A 16,638-nucleotide genomic window follows, 5' to 3' on the forward strand; every position below is an offset into this window, starting at 1 on the left:
TTAGAATAAAGGCAATATCTACCCACCTTATAAGGAAAACTCAATGATTAATAGACGTCATTTTATTCAAATCGGTGCAAGCAGTATTCTTGCATTAAGTGCAAGCCATTTTGCAACAGCAAAAGGTAAACATGATGTAGATTTACGTATTGTTGCTACTACTGACGTTCACAGTTTCTTAACAGACTTTGATTATTATAAAGACGCACCAACCGAGAAATTCGGTTTTACTCGTGCAGCAAGTCTTATTCGTCAAGCACGTTCTGAAGTAAAAAATAGCGTATTGGTTGATAACGGGGATTTAATTCAAGGTAACCCTATTGCTGATTATCAAGCGGCACAAGGCTATAAAGAAGGCAAATCTAACCCTGCAGTTGATTGCTTAAATGCAATGCACTATGAAGTAGGAACTTTAGGTAACCATGAGTTTAACTATGGTTTAGATTATTTAGCTGACTGTATCAAACAAGCTAAATTCCCAATTGTAAATGCCAACGTAGTAAAAGTCGGAACTGAAGAACCTTATTTCACACCTTATGTCATTCAAGAAAAATCTGTGGTGGATAATCACGGTAAAACACATAAATTAAAAATTGGTTACATCGGTTTTGTGCCACCGCAAATTATGGTTTGGGATAAAGCGAACCTTCAAGGCAAAGTTGAAACCCGTGATATTGTAAAAACAGCACAAAAATATGTACCTGAAATGAAGAAAAAAGGGGCTGATATTGTCGTTGCATTAGCTCACACAGGCCCATCTGATGAACCTTATCAAGAAGGCGCTGAAAATTCGGCATTCTATTTAGCGGATGTTCCACATATTGACGCCGTCATTTTTGGTCACTCACACCGTTTATTCCCAAATAAAGAATTTGCGAAATCACCAAATGCAGACATTGTGAATGGTACAGTAAAAGGTGTACCAGAAAGTATGGCTGGTTACTGGGCAAATAATATCAGCGTGGTGGATTTAGGATTAACAGAACACAAAGGTAAATGGATTGTTACCTCTGGAAAAGCGGTTCTTCGTCCAATCTATGATGCAGAAAATAAAAAAGCGCTTGCAGAAAATGACCCAGAAATTACCGCACTTTTAAAACCAGTTCACGAAGCGACACGTAAGTTTGTTTCTCAACCTATTGGTAAAGCAACAGATAATATGTACAGCTATCTTGCATTAGTACAAGATGATCCAACCATTCAAATTGTGAATCAAGCACAAAAAGCCTATGTAGAAAAAGTTGCACCAAGTGTTGCAGCAATGGCTGGATTACCTATTCTAAGTGCAGGTGCTCCATTTAAAGCGGGTGGTCGTAAAAATGACCCAACGGGCTATACCGAAGTGAACAAAGGTGAATTAACTTTCCGTAATGCTGCGGACTTATATCTCTATCCAAATACATTAGTAGTTGTTAAAGCGACAGGCGAGCAATTAAAAGAATGGTTAGAATGCAGTGCAGGTATGTTTAAACAAATTGACCCTACAAGTGATAAACCACAATCATTAATCGACTGGGAAGGTTTCCGCACTTATAACTTTGATGTGATTGATGGCGTTAATTATGAATACGATCTAACCAAACCTGCTCGTTACGATGGTGAATGTAAATTAATTAACCCAGAATCGCATCGTGTAGTGAACCTCACTTATCAAGGCAAACCAGTTGATCCAAAAGCAGAATTTTTGATTGCAACGAATAACTATCGTGCTTATGGTAATAAATTCCCAGGCACTGGCGATCAACATATTGTTTACGCATCACCAGATGAAAACCGTCAAATTTTAGCTGATTACATTAAAGTAACCAGTGAAAAAGAAGGTTCTGTAAACCCTAGCGCAGATAAAAACTGGCGCTTTACGCCAATCAAAGGCAACGATAAATTAGATGTTCGTTTTGAAACCTCACCAAGCGAACAAGCAGCCCAATTCATCAAAGAAAAAGCACAGTATCCAATGAAACAAGTGGGTACAGATGAAGTTGGATTTGCTGTATACCAAATTGATTTATCTAAATAATAATTAGAAAAATAAAATGCCGCCTGAATATCAAAATTTAGACGGCATTTTTTCTTCTAAAGTGCGGTCAAATTTCTGAGTATTTTTAATCTACCTTCTCTCTTTTACAAATTGCATTCGCTTTTCAATCCTTCTATTGCTTTACATTCCTCTTCATTATGTTCACTTTCGGTAACAATAGATTGTAAAAAAGCTTTAATTTCTAATAATTGAGATATTTTATTTTCTACTTGAATAAGTTGATTAAGTACTAATTGATCTGCTTGATAATGATCTTTCGTACTAAATCTAATACGATTGAGTTCCCGAATATTCTCTAAAGAGAAGCCCAACATTCGACATTTTTTAATAAAGTTTAATTGCTCTATACTCTCTTCATCATAAAATCGATAACCATTAGCCAATCGCTTAGGTGGAGGTAATACTCCTTGTTTCTCATAGTAGCGAATAGTTTCAATATTAGTATGTGTAGATTTACTTAATTCATTAATTTTCATTATTTCCTCAAGCAATTTTTTACTTTAATGAGAATGATCATTCGGCAATGAATTGTCATCGCTACTATATAAGGATTTAATAGCTTGAAAAACTGTAGAAATACCGCTTTGTAATACAAAAATACTTAAGATACCACTAGCAACTACATCAACCCACTGCCAATTTAACCACCAAGCACTTATTCCTGCAATAATAGCAACAACCGAACCAAATAAATCTACTAAAACATGCAAATATGCTGCACGAATATTCAAATTATGGCGATTACTTTTTAGCATTATAAAAGCTACCAACAAATTAATCCCAAACCCTAGTAAAGCTACATCTAACATTGGCAAAGCGGCTATTTCTATCGGAGCCTGCCAACGTGTTACAGCCTCAATAAAAATCCAAATAGCGACCCAAACTAATGAAATTCCATTGATTAAAGCTAACCATTTTTGCCATTTTAGACTTAAAAATAACCCAATCCATGCTAAAAAAATAGATAAACTATCATTTGCCATATGCCCAGCATCAGCCATCAAAGTAAGGCTGTTAAACCAATATCCCCCTAGAAATTCAACAACCATATAAAAGGTAATAATTGCAAAACTGATGCCTAATACCATTTTATTTTTAGAAATTTGACTATGAGGGCAAGATGCGTGCTGCTGATATTCTTTAGGAGTATAATTTTTTACTAGAGAAACTTCTTTCATTTTATTTCCTTAACTATTTGATTTGAAGGAAGCATAAAACCTGTAGTAACTACAAAGTCAAATCATAAAACTTACATTTAATAAAATTAATTGCTTAAAAAAATCTAAATTATAGAGATTTCAATAAAAATTCATTTTTATCTGTGGATAACTCATAAATAATCTGTCATAAAACTGTTTTTACTCACTTGATAACTTTGAGAAAAAATAAAGTTGTTAATAACTTTCCATTTTACACACAAGATTTTTAAAGAAAATGATCGCATTTTCACAAGATCTTTAGATTCTATAACACCAGCTTCCGTAAGGATCGAATAAGGTTACTCACAACCGCAAAGGATCTTAATAGTAACAATAATAAGATCTTTATATATAAAAAGAGATCTTATTTACTAATACAAACGTGATCTTTCAAAGGATCAATAGATCCATTCTTTTTTTGTCAGGTGTTTTAAATTTCTGTAAAATAACGCCAATTTTTTGATCCGAATAATATAGAGATAGATATGTTTTACACTGAAACTTATGATGTGATTGTGATCGGTGGTGGTCATGCGGGTACAGAAGCCGCGCTTGCACCAGCTCGAATGGGATTAAAAACCCTTTTATTAACACATAATGTAGATACTTTAGGGCAAATGTCTTGTAACCCTGCAATTGGTGGGATCGGTAAAGGTCATTTAGTAAAAGAAGTAGATGCAATGGGCGGTTTAATGGCGCATGCTGCAGATAAAGCAGGGATTCAATTTCGTACTTTAAATAGCAGTAAAGGCCCAGCAGTACGTGCTACTCGAGCTCAAGCTGACAGAGTTTTATATCGTCAAGCTGTTCGTACTACATTAGAAAATCAACCCAATTTAGATATTTTCCAACAAGAAGCGACAGATATTCTGATTGAGCAAGATCGAGTTACAGGCGTTAGTACAAAAATGGGATTAACTTTTCGTGCTAAATCAGTGGTATTAACTGCAGGTACTTTCTTAGCTGGTAAAATTCATATTGGATTGGAAAATTATGAAGGTGGTCGTGCTGGAGATCCTGCTTCTGTAAATCTTTCACATCGATTAAGAGATCTCGGATTACGTGTGGATCGCCTTAAAACAGGTACACCACCACGTATTGATGCGCGTACGATCAATTTTGATATTTTAGCTAAACAGCATGGTGATGCCGTATTACCCGTATTTTCTTTTATGGGATCTGTTTCTGATCACCCACAACAAATTCCTTGTTATATTACTCACACCAATGAACAAACTCATGAAGTGATCCGTAATAACTTGGATCGCAGTCCAATGTATACCGGTGTAATTGAAGGGATCGGTCCGCGTTATTGTCCATCCATTGAAGATAAAGTGATGCGTTTTGCGGATCGTAATTCACATCAAATTTATTTGGAACCAGAAGGCTTAACCAGTAATGAAGTGTATCCAAATGGGATCTCTACCAGTTTACCGTTTGACGTACAAATGGGTATTGTTAATTCCATGAAAGGTTTAGAAAATGCACGTATTGTGAAGCCAGGCTATGCCATTGAATACGATTATTTTGATCCACGTGATTTAAAACCAACATTAGAAACAAAAGCTATTTCAGGTTTATTCTTCGCAGGTCAAATTAACGGTACAACAGGTTATGAAGAGGCGGCGGCACAAGGCTTATTGGCGGGGATTAACGCAGGTCTTTACGTACAAGAAAAAGAGGCATGGTATCCACGTCGTGATCAATCTTATACAGGCGTATTGGTGGATGACCTTTGTACACTTGGTACCAAAGAACCATATCGCGTATTTACTTCTCGTGCAGAATACCGTTTGTTATTACGTGAAGATAATGCGGATATTCGTTTAACGCCAATAGCCCATGAATTAGGTTTGATTGATGAGGCTCGTTGGGCACGCTTTAATCAAAAAATGGAAAATATTGAACAAGAACGCCAACGTTTACGTAGCATTTGGTTGCATCCGCGTTCTGAATATTTAGAAGAAGCGAATAAAGTGCTTGGTAGCCCACTTGTGCGTGAAGCCAGCGGTGAAGATTTATTGCGCCGTCCAGAAATGACCTACGATATTTTGACTTCTTTAACGCCATACAAACCAGCAATGGAAGATAGAGAAGCCGTAGAACAAGTGGAAATTGCTATTAAGTATCAAGGCTATATTGAGCATCAACAAGAAGAAATTGAAAAACAAAAACGTCACGAAAATACAGCTATCCCGGCTAACTTTGATTACAGCAAAGTGTCTGGTTTATCTAATGAAGTACGTGCGAAATTGGAACAGCATCGTCCAGTTTCCATTGGCCAAGCGAGCCGAATTTCAGGTGTTACCCCTGCAGCGATTTCAATTATCCTAGTGAATTTGAAAAAACAAGGCATGCTAAAACGTGGAGAATAATGTTTAGAAATGAAAAGTGCGGTTAATTTTGACCGCACTTTTTTATAGATTAATTTAAAAAATATAATTAATGGGCAAGAGCCTGTTTTACCGCCACATCCAATCCAGCTGTTGTGCGACCTAGTAATTTCTCAAGGGTTTTGTCTTCTGAGAATAATGCACCGTTTGACGCATCTACATCCCATTGAGCAATTAATCCTGCAAAGCCTTCATCTAATCCTGCTTGTACAAGTGCTGCGGCATAATCTGCTGCAGGAATATCCACGTAAGGGATATCTTTACCTGTTTGTTTGCTGATTTCTGCTGCAAGGTCAGCTAATGTCCAGCTGGTTGACCCGGAAAGCTCGTAAGTTTGATTTTCATGCCCTTTACTTAATGCAACGTTTACTGCTGCTTCAGCAAGTTCTGCACGGAGTACAGACGAAATTTTGCCGTTTTTTGCTGAACCATAGAAATCATTGTTTGCTAATGCAGCTGAGACTGATTCAGTGTAGTTTTCGGTGTACCAACTATTGCGTAAAATGGTGTAAGTAATGCCCGAAGCTTTTAATGCGGCTTCAGTTTCAACGTGCTCACCGGCAAGAGATTTCACTGTGTTGTCGTTGGTGGCACCGAGTAAGCTGGTGTAGATAATATGTTTCACGCCTGCTTTTTTCGCTGATTCAATCACGTTGTTGTGTTGTACTGCTCGCTGACCGACTTCATTACTTGAAACAAGAATTAAAGTATCTACGCCTTGTAATGCTTCTACTTGACCTTCTGTTTTTGAATAATCAAATTTGCGGGTTTCTACACCTGAAATTTTTGCAGGATTACGTACAAGCGCGATGACGTTTGCGTGTTTTGCTTTTAATAAGTCTAATGCGATTGCGCCAAATTGACCTGTTGCACCAGTAATTGCGATAGTTTTAGTTGTCATGATGTTTTCCTTCTTGTTAAGTTGAAATGATATTTGAACATTTGATTGTTCGCTTGATGTGGCGTATTATATTTCAATACTTACTTTTGAGAAGTACTTACATAAACGTAAGTTTTGGAATTTTTTAAAAAATAATTTTTAACCTGTTGATTTTTAATGAATTAAAAATGGAAAAAAATTTAAATCGTGGGAATGTTCTGGCTTCAGCTTGCCCTTCTCGCCAAATTTTGCAACATTTAACCAGTCGTTGGGGAGCATTGGTGTTGGTGAGTTTACATTCTGGTACCAAGCGTTTTAGTGAGCTTCGCCGTGCGATTGATGGTGTTAGCGAACGTATGTTGACAAAAACGCTACAAGAGTTAGAAGCAGATGGCATGTTAATTCGTAAATCCTATAATACTGTGCCACCACAAGTAGATTACACGTTAACAGAATTTGGGACAGAAGCATCTAATAAGATGTTTGAGTTGGTGGATTGGTTGGAAACAAATTTGACAGGAATTTTGGCTGCAACAAAAAAACATTAAGGAAATCTACCGCACTTTTAAGTAAAATAGCGCAATTTTCCAAAGAGATAATAAATATGAAAGCCAAATTAGTCAGTTTACTTGCGCAAGCAAATATAAAAATAAGTGATCAACAAATTCAGCAGTTGATTGATCTGGTCAATTTACTCAATAAATGGAATAAAGCTTATAATTTGACGTCAGTTCGTGATCCACAAGAAATGTTAGTTAAACATATTTTAGATAGTCTTGTTGTAAGTCCTTATTTACAGGGTGATCGTTTTATTGATGTCGGTACAGGCCCTGGCTTGCCTGGTTTACCTTTGGCAATTATTAATCCTTCCAAACAATTTGTCCTCCTTGATAGTTTAGGCAAGCGTATTAGTTTTATTCGAAATGCTATACGTGAGCTTAGACTAACTAATGCAACCCCTATTTTAAGTCGAGTAGAAGAATATCAACCTGAACAAAAATTCGACGGTGTATTAAGTCGTGCTTTTGCTTCGTTAAAAGATATGACAGATTGGTGTCATCATTTACCAAAAGAAAATGGATATTTTTATGCATTAAAAGGGATTTATCAGGAAGATGAAATTAATGAATTGAATAAAAAACATACTATTCAAAAAGTGATTGAATTACATGTTCCAGAACTTGTAGGTGAACGACATTTAATCGTTTTGCGTTAAATAGTTACAATTTTGTAAAAATTTTTCTAAAAGTGTGATTTAGTTAACGTTTTTCAGTGCTTTTTAAGTTGAATCTAATTTGATCAAATGTATAATTAGAACGTTTTAAGGTTTTAAAAATGTCGAGAATTGTACAACAAGCGAAAGTTCAGTATCAAAAAGCTATTTTTATTGAAATAGTCATTATGCTGCTATTGGCTTGTTTTTTTGCTTTATGGCAAATGAAAAGTGCGCTTGATTTTTTATTCGGATTTCTTTCGGCATTAATTCCTTTCGGTGTTTTTGTGTATGTGGTTTTTTATAGAAAACAACATTTAGCCACAAAATTGACCGCACTTTATAAAGGAGAAGCAATAAAATTTGCTCTAACCATTGTTTTTATTAGTATTTCATTTAAATACTTTTCGGTTACAAATTTTATTATTTTTTTTAGTGGTTTTTTTATTGCATTAATGTTGAATAATTTAGTTCCATTTTTGCTTCGCCGAATTTGATTTTTATACTTGTACTAAGGGTTTATTATGTCTGGACAAACAACATCAGAATACATTAGCCACCATTTATCCTTTCTCAAAACAGGGGATGGATTTTGGAATGTTCATATAGATACGTTGTTCTTTTCTATTCTTGCTGCGGTTATTTTCCTATTTGTTTTTTCTCGAGTAGGGAAAAAAGCAACAACTGGCGTTCCAGGAAAAATGCAATGCTTAGTTGAAATTGTTGTGGAATGGGTTAATGGAATCGTGAAAGAAAATTTTCATGGTCCACGTAACGTAGTTGCGCCACTTGCATTAACCATTTTCTGTTGGGTATTCATCATGAATGCTATCGACTTAATTCCTGTTGATTTCTTACCTCAATTTGCAGGTTTGTTCGGTATTCATTATCTTCGTGCAGTGCCGACAGCAGATATTAGCGCAACTTTGGGTATGTCCATTTGTGTTTTCTTTTTAATTCTTTTCTACACAATAAAATCTAAAGGATTCAAAGGTTTAGTTAAAGAATATACGCTTCATCCATTCAACCATTGGGCGTTTATTCCTGTTAACTTTATTCTTGAAACCGTGACTTTATTGGCTAAACCAATTTCACTCGCATTTCGTTTGTTTGGTAACATGTATGCAGGGGAATTGATCTTTATTCTTATCGCTGTGATGTATTCCGCTAATATGGCCATTGCAGCATTAGGGATTCCGTTACATCTTGCTTGGGCTATTTTCCATATTTTGGTTATTACCTTGCAGGCTTTCATCTTTATGATGTTGACGGTTGTTTATTTAAGTATTGCTTATAACAAAGCAGATCATTAATCATTTTTTATTAACCGGCTCTAGGGCTAAAACTTAACTTCTATTGGAGAAAATTATGGAAACTGTAATTACAGCTACAATCATCGGTGCATCAATTCTTCTTGCATTTGCTGCATTAGGTACTGCAATTGGCTTTGCTATTCTAGGTGGTAAATTCTTAGAATCATCAGCTCGCCAACCAGAATTAGCATCTAGCTTACAAACTAAAATGTTTATCGTGGCTGGTCTTTTAGATGCGATTGCAATGATTGCTGTTGGTATTTCATTACTTTTCATTTTCGCAAACCCATTCATCGGTTTATTACACTAATCACCTTATTTGCTTATCAACGTAAAACAAGCATAGTAAGGAGGACGTTGTGAATTTAAATGCAACATTGATTGGTCAACTTATCGCATTCGCACTTTTCGTGTGGTTTTGCATGAAGTTTGTTTGGCCACCAATTATTAATGCGATTGAAACACGTCAAAGCCAAATTGCGAACGCTTTAGCGTCAGCTGAAGCAGCTAAAAAAGAGCAAGCAGATACGAAAAATCTTGTTGAACAAGAACTTTCAGCTGCAAAAGTACAAGCTCAAGACATTTTAGATGCTGCGAATAAACGTCGCAATGAAGTATTAGACGAAGTGAAGGCAGAAGCCGAAGAACTAAAAGCAAAAATTATTGCTCAAGGTTATGCAGAAGTAGAAGCAGAACGTAAACGTGTTCAAGAAGAATTACGTCTTAAAGTGGCTTCCTTGGCAGTGGCTGGTGCTGAGAAAATTGTGGGTCGTTCTATTGATGAAGCGGCAAACAATGACATTATTGATAAATTAGTTGCAGAGTTATAAGAGGCTTAGCTTATGTCAGAATTAACTACAATAGCTCGCCCTTATGCAAAAGCTGCATTTGACTTTGCCATTGAACAAAGTGCGGTCGAAAAATGGACTGAAATGTTAGGTTTTGCTGCAGCCGTAGCTGAAGATGAAACGGTAAAAGCTTATTTAAGTAGTTCTCTTTCTGCACAGAAATTAGCTGATACAGTAATTTCTATTTGTGGCGAACAATTGGATCAATATGGGCAAAATCTTATTCGGTTAATGGCTGAAAATAAGCGTTTGAGTGCTATTCCTGCGGTGTTTGAAGAATTTAAACATCACGTAGAGGAGCACCAAGCTATTGCAGAAGTTGAAGTAACGTCTGCGCAACCATTGAATGCAACACAAATCGAAAAAATTGCAGCTGCAATGGAAAAAAGATTAGCTCGCAAAGTGAAATTAAATTGCAACGTGGATAACGCACTTATTGCTGGTGTGATTGTTCGTACTGAAGACTTTGTGATTGACGGAAGTAGCCGTGGGCAACTTACTCGTCTCGCAAACGAGTTGCAATTATAAGAGGAATACAAGATGCAACTAAATTCAACTGAAATTAGTGAATTGATTAAAAAACGCATTGCTCAATTCGACGTGGTAAGTGAAGCGCGTAATACAGGGACAATTGTTTCTGTAAGCGATGGTATTATTCGAATCCACGGTTTAAGCGATGTGATGCAAGGCGAAATGATCGCCTTACCAGGCAACCGTTACGCAATGGCACTTAACCTTGAACGTGATTCTGTTGGTGCGGTAGTAATGGGTCCTTACGCAGACTTAGCGGAAGGTATGGAAGTTCAATGTACAGGTCGTATTCTTGAAGTACCAGTTGGTCGTGGTTTATTAGGTCGTGTAGTTAATACGCTTGGTCAACCAATCGATGGTAAAGGCGAAATTGAAAATGATGGTTTCTCACCAGTAGAAGTGATTGCGCCAGGTGTTATCGATCGTCGTTCTGTTGATCAACCTGTTCAAACTGGTTATAAAGCTGTTGACTCAATGGTGCCAATCGGCCGTGGTCAACGTGAATTAATCATCGGTGACCGCCAAACGGGTAAAACTGCGTTAGCAATTGACGCTATTATTAACCAACGTAATTCTGGTATTAAATGTATCTATGTTGCGATTGGTCAAAAAGCCTCTACTATTGCAAACGTCGTGCGTAAATTAGAAGAACATGGTGCGCTTGCAAACACTATCGTGGTAGCCGCATCAGCATCTGAATCAGCAGCGTTACAATATTTAGCACCTTATGCTGGTTGTGCGATGGGTGAATATTTCCGTGATCGCGGCGAAGATGCATTAATTGTTTATGATGATTTATCAAAACAAGCCGTAGCTTATCGTCAAATTTCATTATTATTACGCCGTCCACCAGGTCGTGAAGCCTATCCAGGTGATGTATTCTATTTACATTCTCGTTTACTAGAACGTGCTTCTCGTGTAAACGAAGATTACGTAGAAAAATTCACTAAAGGTGAAGTGAAAGGAAAAACTGGTTCTTTAACCGCACTTCCGATTATTGAAACCCAAGCTGGCGACGTATCTGCGTTTGTTCCAACCAACGTAATTTCTATTACCGATGGTCAGATCTTCTTAGAATCTAACTTGTTTAACTCAGGTATTCGTCCTGCGGTAAACCCAGGTATTTCGGTATCTCGTGTTGGTGGTTCAGCGCAAACTAAAGTTATTAAGAAATTAGCGGGTGGTATTCGTACCGCGCTAGCTCAATATCGTGAATTAGCAGCGTTTGCACAGTTTGCATCAGATCTTGATGATGCGACTCGTAAGCAACTTTCTCACGGTGAAAAAGTAACTGAATTATTAAAACAAAAACAATTTGCTCCATTATCTGTTGCAGAACAAGCGGTTGTATTGTTTGCTGTTGAATTTGGTTATTTGGATGACGTGGAATTATCAAAAATTGCAAGTTTTGAGACCGCACTTTTAGATTATTCTAACCGTAATCACGCTGAGTTTATGCAAGAGCTTACTAAAACCGGTAACTATAATGACGAAATCAAAGATACATTAAAAGGTATTTTAGATAGTTTTAAAGCGAATAGTGCTTGGTAGTAACGGAGAGATAAGATGGCAGGTGCAAAAGAGATAAAAACCAAAATTGCCAGTGTACAAAGTACACAAAAAATTACTAAGGCAATGGAAATGGTGGCAACCTCGAAAATGCGTAAAACGCAGGATCGTATGGCTGCATCTCGTCCGTATTCTGAAACTATCCGTAACGTTATTAGTCATGTGTCTAAAGCAAGTGTCGGTTATAAACATCCGTTCTTAGTTGAGCGTGAAGTGAAGAAAATCGGTATCTTGGTTATTTCAACAGATCGTGGTATGTGTGGTGGTTTAAATGTTAATTTATTCAAAACCACACTTAACCAAATCAAAAATTGGAAAGAACAAAATATTTCTACAGATTTGGGCTTAATAGGTTCAAAAGGGATTAGTTTTTTCCGTTCCTTTGGATTTAATATCAAAGGTCAACTTTCTGGTTTAGGCGATACGCCCGCTCTAGAAGAATTAATTGGTGTCGCAAATACAATGTTTGATGCTTATCGTAATGGTGAAATTGATGCAGTTTATATTGCATACAATAAATTTGTTAATACGATGTCGCAAAAACCTGTTGTACAACAATTAGTTCCTTTACCAGAATCTAAAGACGATCATTTAAATGAAAGACAACAGACTTGGGATTATCTTTATGAACCAGAACCAAAAGTACTATTAGATAGTCTTTTAGTTCGTTATTTAGAATCTCAAATTTATCAAGCGGTTGTAGATAATTTAGCTTCAGAACAAGCGGCTCGAATGGTAGCAATGAAAGCAGCAACTGATAATGCAGGTAATTTAATTAATGATCTGCGGTTGGTGTATAACAAAGCTCGTCAAGCAAGTATCACAAATGAATTGAATGAAATCGTAGCCGGTGCGGCAGCGATTTAAGAAAAGAGGAACGGTAATGTCAGCAGGAAAAATTGTACAAATCATCGGTGCGGTGATTGACGTTGAATTTCCACAAGATGCAGTGCCAAAAGTTTACGATGCATTAAAAGTTGAATCAGGTTTAACACTTGAGGTGCAACAACAATTAGGTGGCGGTGTGGTACGTTGTATCGCATTAGGTGCTTCTGACGGTTTAAAACGTGGTTTAAAAGTAGAAAATACGAATGATCCGATTCAAGTACCGGTAGGCACAAAAACCCTTGGTCGTATTATGAATGTATTGGGTGAACCAATTGACGAACAAGGTCCAATCGGTGAAGAAGAGCGTTGGGCTATCCACCGTTCTGCACCAAGCTATGAAGAACAATCAAACAGTACGGAATTATTAGAAACTGGTATCAAAGTTATTGACTTAATTTGTCCATTTGCTAAAGGTGGTAAAGTTGGTCTATTCGGTGGTGCGGGTGTAGGTAAAACCGTAAACATGATGGAATTAATTCGTAACATCGCGATCGAACACTCAGGTTACTCTGTATTTGCGGGTGTAGGTGAACGTACTCGTGAAGGTAACGACTTCTATCATGAAATGAAAGATTCTAACGTATTAGATAAAGTATCTTTGGTTTATGGTCAGATGAATGAGCCACCAGGTAACCGTTTACGTGTTGCGTTAACTGGTTTAACCATGGCAGAAAAATTCCGTGATGAAGGTCGTGATGTATTATTCTTCGTGGATAATATCTATCGTTATACCCTTGCTGGTACTGAAGTATCTGCGTTATTAGGTCGTATGCCATCAGCGGTAGGTTATCAACCAACCTTAGCTGAAGAAATGGGTGTGTTACAAGAACGTATTACATCAACCAAAACAGGTTCTATTACCTCTGTACAAGCGGTATATGTACCTGCGGATGACTTAACTGACCCATCTCCAGCAACAACTTTCGCACACTTAGACTCAACCGTTGTATTAAGTCGTCAAATTGCATCTTTAGGTATCTACCCTGCGGTTGACCCATTAGATTCAACTTCACGTCAGTTAGACCCACTTGTTGTTGGTCAAGAACATTATGATATTGCTCGTGGTGTACAAGGTATTTTACAACGTTATAAAGAATTGAAAGATATTATCGCAATTCTTGGTATGGACGAATTATCTGAAGAAGATAAATTAGTGGTAGCACGTGCGCGTAAAATTGAACGTTTCTTATCACAACCGTTTTTCGTTGCTGAAGTATTTAACGGTACTCCGGGTAAATATGTTCCATTAAAAGAAACCATTCGCGGCTTTAAAGGTATTTTAAGCGGTGATTACGACCATATCCCAGAACAAGCGTTCTATATGGTAGGTTCAATCGACGAAGCGCTAGAAAAAGCCAAAAATATGTAATCACTTCAAGTCATTTGAAGGAGAACAAAAATGGCGACATTTAATTTAACAATAGTAAGCGCAGAGCGAAAAATCTTTGAAGGTGAAGTAAAACAAATCCAAGCAACAGGTGTTGAGGGGGAATTAGGTATTCTCCCTGGACACACTCCATTGCTAACGGCAATTAAGCCAGGGATTGTTAAATTTACTCTTCAAGATGGAAATGAAGAAGTTATCTATGTTTCCGGTGGTTTTTTAGAGGTTCAACCAAATATTGTTACGGTGCTAGCAGATGTTGCTATCCGTGGTAGTGAATTAGATGCAGATCGTATTCGCGAAGCAAAACGTAAAGCTGAAGAGAACATTGTATCTCATGCATCAGATGTAGATCATGATTTACTGGTTGCGAAACTTTCTAAAGAGTTAGCAAAACTTCGAGCTTATGAGTTGACTGAAAAACTCTTGAAAACAAGACGATAATAAAAAAAGTATGATGAAAAATGATCTGCACCCCAAAAGTTGGATTGAACAAACTAACAATTGAGGTGCAGATTTTTTTATGGGTAAATACTACACAATCGAATTTAAATGATAGGTTCTCCAATCTATTCTGATTAAATAAAGCCTATGAAGTCATTTTACATTCAGGCCAAAGCTTGGCTGTATCAAATAGTGGCTTATTGTCAAATATTGGCTGAAAATAGCATTATTCAAAGTATGTAGAGAAAAGGGAATTGCTCGGGCAATATTGTGATGGAAAGTTTCTTTAGGCTATTAAAAACAGAATATTTTTATGATTGGGAATTTAATAGTAGAGAGATGATAGTTGATGCAGTTAGGGATTGTTGAGATTAGTATAATTACCGACAGATTCAACTAAAATTAAAAGGACTGAGTTCGATAAAATATCGTCATCCGTCCTTGAGTAAATAGTGTAGGCTTTTAATTTTTACCGTATTTTTATTTTTTACGTTTTGCTCTTGGATGAGCTTGATCGTACACTTCCGCCAGATGTTGAAAATTTAAGTGAGTATAAATTTGAGTGGTGGAAAGATTGCTATGCCCAAGCAATTCTTGAACGGCGCGTAAATCAGAACTGGCTTCCAACATATGCGTCGCAAAAGAATGACGTAATTTGTGCGGATTAAGATGGCTATTTAAGCCTTGACGAATGCCCCAAGTTTCCAAACGTTTTTGAATCGCTCGATGAGAAATACGATTTCCAAGCTGGCTAACAAATAATGCCTCATCTTTTGGGTTAAATAATGCCCGCACTTTTAACCATTCTTGAATTGCATGCGAAGCGTAACGCCCAAACGGCACCACACGCTCTTTGTTGCCTTTCCCAATAACACGCACTTCCCGCACTCGGGTATTAATGCTGTTTAAATCTAAGCCTTGTAATTCAGATAAACGTAAACCTGAACTGTACATTAATTCCAAAATAGCACGATCACGAATATCAATTGGCTCTTTGCTATCGTTGGCAAGCAACTGTTGAACTTGCTCTCCATCCATATTTTTCGGTAAATGCTTGCCTTGTTTCGGTGCGGAAATGCCTGTGGCGGGATTCACTTTCAATTCGCCTTGTTGCACCAAAAAACTGAGAAATCTGCGCAATGCGGATAAACGCAAAGCCAAGCTTTTTTCTTTTAAGCCTTGTTTTTTGCTTTCTGCCAAAATAAAGCGCACCACGCTGGGTGTTACTTGTGCCCAAGCATGAATGTCTTGTTGCGCTAAAATTTTGATGATGGCATCAAGTTGATGTTGATAATTAGTGAGCGTGTGAGGGCTCATTTGGCGTTCAATCCGCAAATAATCCCAATAACGATTTAACGCGGTTAGCATTACAAACTCAATTCAAATAAACGTTCTTTCGGGTTCAATTTAAACCCTTCCGATTCCAACATTGAATATTGATTTTGCGCTAATTCTGCCACTAAACGATTGGATTGCGTGAAATGCACAAAGTCTTTTGCTTTAGAAATCAGCGCCGCATAAATTTCCGTTTGTTGAGCATGTTCCAACACAAAAATATCGGTGATTTGCCAATAGCGTTGTAATTGTAAAGAAGAAAGGCGAGGGAAAAGCTGCACAAAGCCAATAGCCTTTTCATTTTCATCCACCGCAATAAAAAACAGACTTTCATTAAAACGCATACGATTAGTTAAAAAAGCCAAGGTGCGTTCTGGATTCTCTGCTTGTCCATAGGCTTGGCGATAGGCTTCAAAAAGAGGAAGAAGCACGTCAATATTCCATTGTTCGGCTTTGAAAAGTTTCATAATTGGTTATTTTTTATTGGTTCCATACAGGTAATTGTAGCTTTTTAGCACAAGATAATCATCTTTCTATGAGAATTTTTTTAATTTTATGATCTTCTGCAAAGAATCGTGGTGAAATTTTGGTATAGTAAGCAAG

At 37.0% G+C, this 16,638-nt stretch carries 19 protein-coding genes; 14 read left to right on the top strand and 5 right to left on the bottom strand.

Annotation, left to right across the window (positions count from 1 at the left end; all coding sequences use genetic code 11):
* The first annotated feature begins 43 nt into the window (after positions 1-43).
* Complete coding sequence (gene cpdB / locus AC6H22_RS07665; protein WP_497515597.1) at positions 44-2,017, top strand: 2',3'-cyclic-nucleotide 2'-phosphodiesterase; 1,974 nt, start codon at positions 44-46, stop codon at positions 2,015-2,017.
* Between the two features lie 104 nt (positions 2,018-2,121).
* On the opposite strand, the gene AC6H22_RS07670 is transcribed toward cpdB, so the two are convergent.
* Both AC6H22_RS07670 and AC6H22_RS07675 read right to left on the bottom strand, forming a co-directional pair.
* A complete protein-coding gene (locus tag AC6H22_RS07670) occupies positions 2,122-2,514 on the bottom strand; it encodes a MerR family transcriptional regulator (protein ID WP_065245484.1) in 393 nt (130 codons plus the stop codon).
* Between the two features lie 24 nt (positions 2,515-2,538).
* Complete coding sequence (locus AC6H22_RS07675) at positions 2,539-3,216, bottom strand: cation diffusion facilitator family transporter (RefSeq protein WP_140584142.1); 678 nt, start codon at positions 3,214-3,216, stop codon at positions 2,539-2,541.
* 506 nt (positions 3,217-3,722) lie between these two features.
* Between AC6H22_RS07675 and mnmG the strand changes: the two genes are divergently transcribed.
* Positions 3,723-5,612, top strand: a complete 1,890-nt coding sequence (gene mnmG, locus AC6H22_RS07680; protein WP_497515598.1) for a tRNA uridine-5-carboxymethylaminomethyl(34) synthesis enzyme MnmG — start codon at positions 3,723-3,725, stop codon at positions 5,610-5,612.
* Between the two features lie 67 nt (positions 5,613-5,679).
* Here mnmG and AC6H22_RS07685 read toward each other — a convergent pair whose 3' ends face one another.
* Complete coding sequence (locus AC6H22_RS07685) at positions 5,680-6,531, bottom strand: SDR family oxidoreductase (RefSeq protein ID WP_497515599.1); 852 nt, start codon at positions 6,529-6,531, stop codon at positions 5,680-5,682.
* A 167-nt stretch (positions 6,532-6,698) separates the two neighbouring features.
* On the opposite strand from AC6H22_RS07685, the gene AC6H22_RS07690 reads away from it, so the two are divergent.
* The 12 genes from AC6H22_RS07690 (at position 6,699) to AC6H22_RS07745 (ending at position 15,069) form a co-directional block, all read left to right on the top strand.
* On the top strand, positions 6,699-7,058 hold the full coding sequence (locus tag AC6H22_RS07690; RefSeq protein WP_032825546.1) for a winged helix-turn-helix transcriptional regulator: 360 nt from the start codon (positions 6,699-6,701) through the stop codon (positions 7,056-7,058).
* A gap of 56 nt (positions 7,059-7,114) precedes the next feature.
* Positions 7,115-7,726 (top strand): 16S rRNA (guanine(527)-N(7))-methyltransferase RsmG, encoded by a 612-nt coding sequence (gene rsmG / locus AC6H22_RS07695; RefSeq protein ID WP_497515600.1) that lies wholly within the window; start codon positions 7,115-7,117, stop codon positions 7,724-7,726.
* Between the two features lie 119 nt (positions 7,727-7,845).
* Positions 7,846-8,220, top strand: a complete 375-nt coding sequence (locus AC6H22_RS07700; protein WP_046953383.1) for an ATP synthase subunit I — start codon at positions 7,846-7,848, stop codon at positions 8,218-8,220.
* 27 nt (positions 8,221-8,247) lie between these two features.
* Entirely contained in the window at positions 8,248-9,036 is a 789-nt protein-coding gene (gene atpB, locus AC6H22_RS07705) for a F0F1 ATP synthase subunit A (RefSeq protein WP_005629251.1), read from the top strand.
* 55 nt (positions 9,037-9,091) lie between these two features.
* Positions 9,092-9,346 carry a F0F1 ATP synthase subunit C gene (gene atpE / locus AC6H22_RS07710; RefSeq protein WP_005629249.1) on the top strand — a complete coding sequence of 85 codons (255 nt, stop codon included), beginning with the start codon at positions 9,092-9,094 and terminating at the stop codon, positions 9,344-9,346.
* Between the two features lie 49 nt (positions 9,347-9,395).
* On the top strand, positions 9,396-9,866 hold the full coding sequence (gene atpF / locus AC6H22_RS07715) for a F0F1 ATP synthase subunit B (protein ID WP_005649414.1): 471 nt from the start codon (positions 9,396-9,398) through the stop codon (positions 9,864-9,866).
* Between the two features lie 12 nt (positions 9,867-9,878).
* Complete coding sequence (gene atpH, locus AC6H22_RS07720) at positions 9,879-10,412, top strand: F0F1 ATP synthase subunit delta (RefSeq protein ID WP_005642563.1); 534 nt, start codon at positions 9,879-9,881, stop codon at positions 10,410-10,412.
* A gap of 12 nt (positions 10,413-10,424) precedes the next feature.
* The gene (gene atpA, locus AC6H22_RS07725) at positions 10,425-11,966 is read left to right on the top strand and encodes a F0F1 ATP synthase subunit alpha (RefSeq protein ID WP_005629241.1); all 1,542 of its coding nucleotides are present in this window, start codon (positions 10,425-10,427) and stop codon (positions 11,964-11,966) included.
* 15 nt (positions 11,967-11,981) lie between these two features.
* Entirely contained in the window at positions 11,982-12,851 is an 870-nt protein-coding gene (gene atpG, locus AC6H22_RS07730) for a F0F1 ATP synthase subunit gamma (RefSeq protein WP_005632226.1), read from the top strand.
* 16 nt (positions 12,852-12,867) lie between these two features.
* The gene (atpD, locus tag AC6H22_RS07735) at positions 12,868-14,241 is read left to right on the top strand and encodes a F0F1 ATP synthase subunit beta (protein ID WP_005629235.1); all 1,374 of its coding nucleotides are present in this window, start codon (positions 12,868-12,870) and stop codon (positions 14,239-14,241) included.
* A 30-nt stretch (positions 14,242-14,271) separates the two neighbouring features.
* Positions 14,272-14,700, top strand: a complete 429-nt coding sequence (locus tag AC6H22_RS07740) for a F0F1 ATP synthase subunit epsilon (protein ID WP_005629232.1) — start codon at positions 14,272-14,274, stop codon at positions 14,698-14,700.
* 273 nt (positions 14,701-14,973) lie between these two features.
* Complete coding sequence (locus AC6H22_RS07745; protein ID WP_114892481.1) at positions 14,974-15,069, top strand: IS3 family transposase; 96 nt, start codon at positions 14,974-14,976, stop codon at positions 15,067-15,069.
* A 111-nt stretch (positions 15,070-15,180) separates the two neighbouring features.
* Here the strand turns inward: AC6H22_RS07745 and xerC are convergent, their stop codons facing one another.
* Complete coding sequence (gene xerC, locus AC6H22_RS07750) at positions 15,181-16,068, bottom strand: tyrosine recombinase XerC (RefSeq protein ID WP_005644230.1); 888 nt, start codon at positions 16,066-16,068, stop codon at positions 15,181-15,183.
* Entirely contained in the window at positions 16,068-16,502 is a 435-nt protein-coding gene (locus AC6H22_RS07755; protein ID WP_005629228.1) for a GNAT family N-acetyltransferase, read from the bottom strand. Before AC6H22_RS07755 ends, xerC begins: the two co-directional genes overlap by 1 nt.
* Positions 16,503-16,638: the final 136 nt, after the last annotated feature.

It is taken from the genome of Haemophilus sp. THUN1690 (assembly GCF_059704375.1).

Excerpts from the sequence above, each read along its gene's own strand:
- cpdB (WP_497515597.1), top strand. The coding sequence starts at position 44 with ATGATTAATAGACGTCATTTTATTCAAATCGGTGCAAGCAGTATTCTT.
- AC6H22_RS07670 (WP_065245484.1), bottom strand. The coding sequence starts at position 2,514 with ATGAAAATTAATGAATTAAGTAAATCTACACATACTAATATTGAAACT.
- AC6H22_RS07675 (WP_140584142.1), bottom strand. The coding sequence starts at position 3,216 with ATGAAAGAAGTTTCTCTAGTAAAAAATTATACTCCTAAAGAATATCAG.
- mnmG (WP_497515598.1), top strand. The coding sequence starts at position 3,723 with ATGTTTTACACTGAAACTTATGATGTGATTGTGATCGGTGGTGGTCAT.
- AC6H22_RS07685 (WP_497515599.1), bottom strand. The coding sequence starts at position 6,531 with ATGACAACTAAAACTATCGCAATTACTGGTGCAACAGGTCAATTTGGC.
- AC6H22_RS07690 (WP_032825546.1), top strand. The coding sequence starts at position 6,699 with ATGGAAAAAAATTTAAATCGTGGGAATGTTCTGGCTTCAGCTTGCCCT.
- rsmG (WP_497515600.1), top strand. The coding sequence starts at position 7,115 with ATGAAAGCCAAATTAGTCAGTTTACTTGCGCAAGCAAATATAAAAATA.
- AC6H22_RS07700 (WP_046953383.1), top strand. The coding sequence starts at position 7,846 with ATGTCGAGAATTGTACAACAAGCGAAAGTTCAGTATCAAAAAGCTATT.
- atpB (WP_005629251.1), top strand. The coding sequence starts at position 8,248 with ATGTCTGGACAAACAACATCAGAATACATTAGCCACCATTTATCCTTT.
- atpE (WP_005629249.1), top strand. The coding sequence starts at position 9,092 with ATGGAAACTGTAATTACAGCTACAATCATCGGTGCATCAATTCTTCTT.
- atpH (WP_005642563.1), top strand. The coding sequence starts at position 9,879 with ATGTCAGAATTAACTACAATAGCTCGCCCTTATGCAAAAGCTGCATTT.
- atpA (WP_005629241.1), top strand. The coding sequence starts at position 10,425 with ATGCAACTAAATTCAACTGAAATTAGTGAATTGATTAAAAAACGCATT.
- atpG (WP_005632226.1), top strand. The coding sequence starts at position 11,982 with ATGGCAGGTGCAAAAGAGATAAAAACCAAAATTGCCAGTGTACAAAGT.
- atpD (WP_005629235.1), top strand. The coding sequence starts at position 12,868 with ATGTCAGCAGGAAAAATTGTACAAATCATCGGTGCGGTGATTGACGTT.
- AC6H22_RS07740 (WP_005629232.1), top strand. The coding sequence starts at position 14,272 with ATGGCGACATTTAATTTAACAATAGTAAGCGCAGAGCGAAAAATCTTT.
- AC6H22_RS07745 (WP_114892481.1), top strand. The coding sequence starts at position 14,974 with ATGGAAAGTTTCTTTAGGCTATTAAAAACAGAATATTTTTATGATTGG.
- xerC (WP_005644230.1), bottom strand. The coding sequence starts at position 16,068 with ATGCTAACCGCGTTAAATCGTTATTGGGATTATTTGCGGATTGAACGC.
- AC6H22_RS07755 (WP_005629228.1), bottom strand. The coding sequence starts at position 16,502 with ATGAAACTTTTCAAAGCCGAACAATGGAATATTGACGTGCTTCTTCCT.